The organism is Alphaproteobacteria bacterium LSUCC0719, assembly GCA_040839025.1.
GTDB lineage: Bacteria > Pseudomonadota > Alphaproteobacteria > Puniceispirillales > Puniceispirillaceae > UBA8309.
Genome location: JBFPJN010000001.1, coordinates 978,146 through 985,306 on the forward strand (window position 1 = coordinate 978,146; position 7,161 = coordinate 985,306).

Here is a 7,161-nt window from a genome sequence, read left to right on the forward strand (position 1 = left end):
GAAAAGCGCTGGAGGCGCGGGATGCGCCTCCAGCCTAATAGATCAGGCGCAATGCCTTACCCGAAATAGTGCTTGTAGGCCAGCTTGTAGTCAGGCTGGTTCAGGTTCAGGTAGTTCATGACATCCTTGGCGTAGGCCTTCTGCGAAGCCACAACCTTGGCAAAGAACGGGTCTTCGGCCGAAATCCGGTCGATGACGACGTCCCATGCCTTCAGCTGCTCCTGCATCACCGAATCAGGCGTACGGTGAACGCGCACGCCGCTTTCTTCCTGCAGCTTCACCAGGTCTTCGGCATAACGCGCGGTGTTGTTCCAGTAGAAGTTCGAGCTTTCGGCTTCCGACGCATGGCGCAGAATGGCCTGATGCTCAGCCGGGAGCGAATCGAACTTCCCTTTGTTGAAGGTCACCTCGAAGAATTCCTGCGACTGGTGGAAGGACGCAAGGTGATAGTCCTTGGAGACGTCCTGCATACCAAAGTCGCGGTCGGAAGTCGGGTTGTTGTACTCGGCCGCGTCGATCAGACCCGACTTCATCGCCGGCTGAATCTCACCACCGGGAAGCTGCACAACGGACATGCCCATTTCGAGAAGGACGTCGGCAGCCAGACCAACGGTCCGGTACTTCAGGCCTACCATCTGCGAGGCATCGGTGATCTGCTCCTTGAACCAGCCCAGCGGCTGTGCCGGCATCGGGCTGTTGAAGAAGGAGATGACGTTCAGGCCGAGGCTCTGCATCAACTCGTTGAACAGCTCCATGCCGCCGCCATAATGGCACCAGCCGAGAACTTCCTGCGAGGACCAGCCAAAACACGGGCCGGTGCCGAACAGCGATGCTGTCTTCGACTTTGAATACCAGTAGGCAGGAACATAATGTGCAGCGTCAAGCACGCCGCGGTGTACAGCGTCCTGCATCTGGCTTGTCTTCACGACCGAGTTCACGGCCAGAAGATCAATCTTCAGATCCTTGCCGGCCATGGCGTGGACACGGTCCACATAGGCCTTTGCGTTTTCTAGGAAAATACCGCCACCCCAGGCAGCCTGCATTTTCAGCGTTGTGCCTTCGTTTTTGGCGATAGCAGGAGCGGCTGGGCCCTCCTCCTTCTTTGGCGGTGACTGTAGCACCGAAGCACCGATGGCACCAACGGCAGCGCCTGCAATGGCACCACCGACCAGAAATTTACGACGATCGGTCGTGTTGGTCATTTGTTCCTCCTGAGTCATGGATGCAAACGCACATCCCCATTGGGTCACTGTGGAGCGCGCCAACAGCAAATCAACAGTAAAATTACAAAAATACCATTCCAGAATGGAGAATAATTGCCGTTACCGCAAATTACAGGCGCATGATATTTCATGAAACAGGATTAACAAAGTGCATAATCACCGGTCACTCAACCGGCGCGGCATTGCCTGACGGGCCTATCCCGCGGCTGGCATATTCTGTCCGCGAATCTGTTCCAGCGCTGTTTCCAGATGCGCCACCGTACGCGCGGGATCACTCAGCTTGTCCAGCCCGAACAGGCCGATCCTGAACGAGGCGTAATCCTCACGCTCGCCGCATTCGAGCGGCACACCGGCGGCAATCTGCAACCCCTGCTCGGCAAACGCCTTGCCCGACTTCATTTCGGCATTGGGGGCAAAACAGACAACCACGCTTGGTGCCTCGAAACCGTCGGCAGCCACCGATTTGTATTGATAGCGGCCAAGCAGCTGGCGGACCTGCTGGCCCAGCCTGATCTGCGCCTGTTTCAGAGCTTCCAGACCGAATCCCTCGGCTTCGATCAGCGCATCACGGAAATGCCGCAGCGCGTCGGTCGGCATGGTGGCGTGATAGGCATGCGCCCCGCCTTCATAGGTTTCCATGATCTGTGTCCATTTCTTCAGATCATTGGCAAAGCTTGAACTTGTCGTCTCGTCGAGACGCGCCCTGGCGCGCGGCGACATCATGACAAGCGCGGCGCAGGGCGATGCACTCCACCCCTTCTGCGGCGCCGTCAACAGCACATCGACGCCTGTCTGTTCGAGATTGACGAACACGGTACCGCTTGCCACGCAGTCGAGAACGAACATGCCGCCATGCTCGTGGACACAGGCCGTCACGGCAGCAATGAAATCATCAGGCATCATCATCCCGGCCGATGTCTCGACATGCGGACAGAAGACGACATCCGGCCTTTCGGCGCGGATGCGGGCCAGAATCTCGTCCAGCGGCAGCGGCGCGAACGGCGCATCGGTTTCATCGGCTAGCTGGCGCGCGGCAAGAACCGTTGTCTGGCTGGCAAGCCCGCCGGCGTCGATGATCTGGCTCCAGCGATAGCTGAACCATCCATTGCGTATCACCATTACCCTGGCATCGCGAACGAATTGGCGGGCAATGGCCTCCATGCCATAGGTGCCGCCGCCCGGCACAACCGCCACCGACGCCGCGCCATAGGCATTGCGCATGATCCGGGAAATGTCCCGCATGACATCGCCAAAGGCGGCTGACATGGAATTCAAGGATCGATCGGAAAACACCACCGAATATTCAAGAAGGCCGTCGGGATCGATATCGTCACGTAAAGCTGGCATGAAAACCTCTGTCAAACGCACATAATGTCCAGAACGCCGAATGACGCCACCACTCAACCATGTCGATACCGGGCGGAAAAATCAATCTTCCAGATTGCCACCCCCTTTTGGCGAGGATTTCGGTCACGCGGCAAGCAGTGCAAAGCCGCCGCCAAGCGCCAGACCGAACACCGCATGCATGATCACGGCCACCGCGCAGGCCAGCGGCGGGTTCGGAGTCAGGCGCGCCATCATGCCATTGCCGAGCGCCGGCATGAAGAACAGCCACGGCACCACTACACTGGCCAGGCCAAAGATCAGGCCGTCAACCAGCCCGGCATCAAGCAAGCCGGCCTGCATCAGCACGGCGTAAATCACCGCATAGCCGACCGCCACCACATAGTGAAGCGCCCAGCCGGCAGCCGCCTCGTTCGGCCTTGGCGGTTGCGCGGCAAGATCCCGTGCAACCAGCCCGGCGCCAGACAGTACCCCCAGAAGCCAGCGCCCGACCACGGCCCAGTTGCTTGGCGGGATGCCGGTAAAAATGGCAAACACACGCTGCCAGAGGTCAAAGATGACGCAGCTGCCAACGCCCACAACAATAATCTGAAACACACCCGTCGACATATCCATACCCCCACCGGTCCGCGCCAAGCCTAGCGCAAGCCGGGCCGCGCACAAAGCCTTCACGCGACGCGGGACCGGACCCGAACCGGTGCCGGATATCCTGACTCAACGCCGCCCGGCCACCAGCATCATGACCAGCGTGATGCCACCCATGACCGCAAAGCCGCGGACAAGCGGAATGATCGTGCCGTCAAAATATCCGCTGACCATCCATGACAGCGGCAGCGCGACAAAGGTCGAGACGGCCCCGAAGATTGCCGCACCAAGCCCGGCAATATGGCCAAGCGGTTCCATCGCCAGTGCCTGGACATTGCCAAAAATCATCCCGATGCAGAAGATTGTCGCAATCTGCCAGCCCATGAACATGCCGAACCCCACATCACCGCCAAGCGCCGCCCATCCCCACAGCCCCGCTGACAGACCCGTCAGCATTGCAATGGCAATGCCGGTCAGCCGTCTCATGCCATGCCGCATGACCAGGCGCGCGTTCACAAGCGAGGCCACGCCGGCGGAAACCGACCCGGCGGCGAAATAGATCACGAACATGTCGCCAACGCCGTAGATATCCTGAAAAATCTGCCGTGCCGAACCAAGATAGCCGATGAAGGGGCCGACGATGAAACCCATGGCAAGCATATAGACCACCGTCACCCGGCTGCGGCAGATCTGGACAAGACCCTCGCCGATGACACGCAGGGTGAAGGGCCGCCGGTGCGGGGCCGGCAGCGTTTCGGCAATGGATTTGTGGAACCACCACGCCGTTGGCAGCGCCACCGCGATCAACCCGGCAAAGGTGACGCGCCAGCCGCCAAGATAGATCAGCGCCTGGCCAAGAAGCGGTGCGATGATCGGGATCAGGATAAACACCGCCATGATGATGGACATGATCCGCGCCATCATCCGGCCCTTGTACTGATCCCGGACAATGGCCACGGCAAGCACCCGCGGGGCCGCCGCGGCAACCCCCTGAAGCACGCGCGCGAACACCATCAAGGCCCAGCTTTCACAGACCATCGACAGCAGGCAGCCGAGCATGAACAGCGCGTAGCCGCCAAGCACGACCGGCTTGCGGCCAAAGGAATCGGCTAGCGGGCCAACCGCCAGCTGACCAAAGGCCATCCCGAAAAAGAAGGCGGTGATGATCAGTGTCGTGTGGTTGATATTGTCGACGCCAAGGTCGCGCCCCATCACCGCCAGCCCCGGCAGCATGATATCGATGGACAGGGCCGCAATCGATGTCAGCAACGCCATGATGGCAAGAAAGGATATCCCCGGGCGGGACGCGGTGGATGATGTCATGCAAACTGTCCTGAAGGGCAATCCCGGTCATACCGCCGGGTGCCGGGAACCGCGAATTCGCAGCCGTCTGACGGGACAGGCGTTTCCCGCAAACCATCAAGGGAATCAGAGATCACCGGAGCCGGATTTCAATAGCTATTGATATCATCATCGGCGGCGGATTGGCCTTTTGGCCGGCGCCTGTTCAGCAGCCGAAGAGGCACCACCAGACCCACAGCCGCGATGATCCAGTATACAAGCAGCCAGTACCACATATCGGGTATCAGCCCGAATGGCAGCATTCCGTGATCCACCCCATAGAGAAGTGCCGCCACCACAAGCGCGCCGACACCCATCGGCAGCATGAAAATGGCGCTGCCGTCCAGAAGCTCGAGCAGAATGAACAGAATGCCGATGATGACCCAGAATTGCGGCAGATAGAGCCAGTAGCTCAATGTCAGGTAAACGCCCACACTCATTTATCCTTGATGATTTCCAGCGCCGCAGACAGCCCGCCAAGGGCGGCGGTGACATCGGATGGCAGAATGATGGTCTTTGCGTTCGGGGCCGATGCCACATTGCTCAGCGCCTCGACCTGCCGTTTGGCGATTTCGAAATCCACCGCCGGCTTGCCATTCTTGGCAATGGCTGTCGCCAGCAATTTTGTCTGCTCGGCGTCGGCCTCGGCCTTTGCTTTCACCGAATAGGCCTCGGCGTCGGCTGTGACCCTGATGGCCTCGGCATTCTTTTGCGCCTGAATGAGGTCCGCTTCGGCCCGCAACTCGATCGAACGCTTCTGCGCTTCGGCTTCGGCAATTGTCGCACGCTTCTTTCGTTCCGCGTTCAGCTGCTGTCTTTGCGCTTCCTTTGTTGCGTCGTCGACGACCACATCGGTAATCTCGGTCCGTGTGATCTCGATCCCCCAGACCTCCGCCGCGTTGCGAAGGTTGGTCTCGATCTCGATATTCATCGCCTCGCGGCTTGATTGCAGATCATCCAGCTCCAGCTTGCCGGCCGCAGACCGCACGATGGATGACGAAGCCGTCTTCAACGCTTCGTTGATATTGCTGATCCGGTAGACAGTGCGCGATGCCTCGACGACCCTGAAAAAGACCCGCGTCTCGAGAATCACCTCGACATTGTCGCGTGTGATGACAGAAATCCGCTGTTCATCAAGCTGTCTTTCAAGGATATCCACCTTGTGCGCGATCTGATCGAGAAACGGGATGATAAGCGACAGGCCGGCATTCAAAGTTCGTGAATATTTGCCAAACCTTTCAACGACAAAGACCTTCGACTGCGGGACGACCTTGACCCCCAGCTTGATCACCAGAACACCGCCGAGGATCAGCAGCGCCGCGATGACAATGTTGGTTGTTAACAAGACTTCCATTGGCTCCGGTTCCTATATCGCCTGTTTCCATCCGTCATGGTAACCAAGTACACAAATTTACACACGCACTATTCACCGGACATTGCCACCCGCCTACCGGAAGCTGACCAGCACCCTGTCCGGATCACCCTGAAGTTCGGGTATATCAGTCGATGTCAAGCACAGGTGGAGGTCTGCCTGGATGGGTGACCCTGCAGCGCGTCCGGTTTTCACGCGGCACAGGTTAACTGATAGCGACCCGATTTTTGAGGATGCTTTCAAGGATATGGTGCAGCCAAGAAGCCACGCACCATAGGCCCTTCATCAACTCACTGTTATCCCGATCTTTTCGGCGTGTAACTGCGTGGGTGGTTTGGTCACACGCTAATGAGCCTGCCCCGCCATACGCTCATGCACAGCTTCCATTCCTCGGCTTGCCATATCGCTAACCTCGGCAGCGTGCGTTTGGAGGAGACGGACCACTTCCGGATTGGATGACGTCTGGATAACCTTCACGCCCAATTCCGTTGTCTCGATTTCCGTGTCGATTTCATCATAAACGTCGAACAGCGCATCCAGGGTAGGTGACTGGATGATGACTTCCGGGTTCCGGCCTTCCTGAAGGCGAGTGACCATCATCGACACGTGCGATAGGATAGCGTCACGCAATGTTTCGTCTTCGGCTTCCGTCGTCGTGACGATGCCGTTTTGCACGTTGCTGACATGTCTGCTGATGCCCTTGTGAGACCGAAAAATCTCTTTCAGGTCATTGACCTCCTGGTCTGTGGTGTCCTTGCCCTGCAAACCAGGCATGTTGACTTCATCATGCTCATGCTTACCGCCATTATGCTTGCCGCCATCCTGCTGGGCATGAGCTGAGGAAGAGACATCATCAGAACGATGCCCTGCCCCGTGACCGCCACTGCCAGAGCTGTGTTGGCCAGAGCTGTGTTGGCCAGACGTGTGATGGAAGTAGAAGAATGTTGCCGCAACACCAAGGCCGAATACCAAGGCGTAAGTCAGGAGGGTTCGCATTTCTCTGGTTTCACTCTTCGCAAGAATTGGTTTTCGAGATGCCAATGGTTTGCTCAGCCACCCACCGACAGCGCCTGCATAACCTTCCCCTTACTAGAAGGTAAAAAACAATAATCGCATCATCAGTTGTGGACAGCTGGATTATGGGCATCTGTCCATGGCTATTCCCCTACGGCTCAAAACCCGCCGGGAAACGCTCACGCCCAGAAAAAACATATAACGGGAAAATGGTGCGGCCGAGAAGCCGAGTTACCTATGCCCTGCGTCAACTCAAGTCACCCTTGAGCAATATCAGTAGCT

Annotated in this window: 7 protein-coding genes; all 7 read right to left on the minus strand. The window is 58.0% G+C overall.

The annotated features are described in order from the left end of the window. Positions 1 to 56: 56 nt before the first annotated feature. Complete coding sequence (locus tag AB3X55_04680) at positions 57 to 1,202, minus strand: TRAP transporter substrate-binding protein (protein ID MEX0502870.1); 1,146 nt, start codon at positions 1,200 to 1,202, stop codon at positions 57 to 59. Positions 1,203 to 1,418: 216 nt separating this feature from the next. Then, positions 1,419 to 2,570: an alanine--glyoxylate aminotransferase family protein gene (locus AB3X55_04685; GenBank protein MEX0502871.1), complete on the minus strand. Its 1,152-nt coding sequence runs from the start codon at positions 2,568 to 2,570 to the stop codon at positions 1,419 to 1,421. Between the two features lie 123 nt (positions 2,571 to 2,693). Beyond that, complete coding sequence (locus tag AB3X55_04690; GenBank protein ID MEX0502872.1) at positions 2,694 to 3,182, minus strand: DUF2938 family protein; 489 nt, start codon at positions 3,180 to 3,182, stop codon at positions 2,694 to 2,696. Positions 3,183 to 3,281: 99 nt separating this feature from the next. Then, complete coding sequence (locus AB3X55_04695) at positions 3,282 to 4,475, minus strand: multidrug effflux MFS transporter (GenBank protein MEX0502873.1); 1,194 nt, start codon at positions 4,473 to 4,475, stop codon at positions 3,282 to 3,284. 128 nt (positions 4,476 to 4,603) lie between these two features. Beyond that, the gene (locus AB3X55_04700; GenBank protein ID MEX0502874.1) at positions 4,604 to 4,933 is read right to left on the minus strand and encodes an NfeD family protein; all 330 of its coding nucleotides are present in this window, start codon (positions 4,931 to 4,933) and stop codon (positions 4,604 to 4,606) included. After that, a complete protein-coding gene (locus AB3X55_04705; protein ID MEX0502875.1) occupies positions 4,930 to 5,847 on the minus strand; it encodes an SPFH domain-containing protein in 918 nt (305 codons plus the stop codon). The genes AB3X55_04700 and AB3X55_04705 overlap by 4 nt, the downstream gene beginning before the upstream one ends. A 363-nt stretch (positions 5,848 to 6,210) precedes the next feature. Continuing rightward, positions 6,211 to 6,861, minus strand: coding sequence for a hypothetical protein (locus AB3X55_04710; GenBank protein MEX0502876.1), 651 nt, complete (start codon positions 6,859 to 6,861; stop codon positions 6,211 to 6,213). Between the last annotated feature and the right edge of the window lie 300 nt (positions 6,862 to 7,161).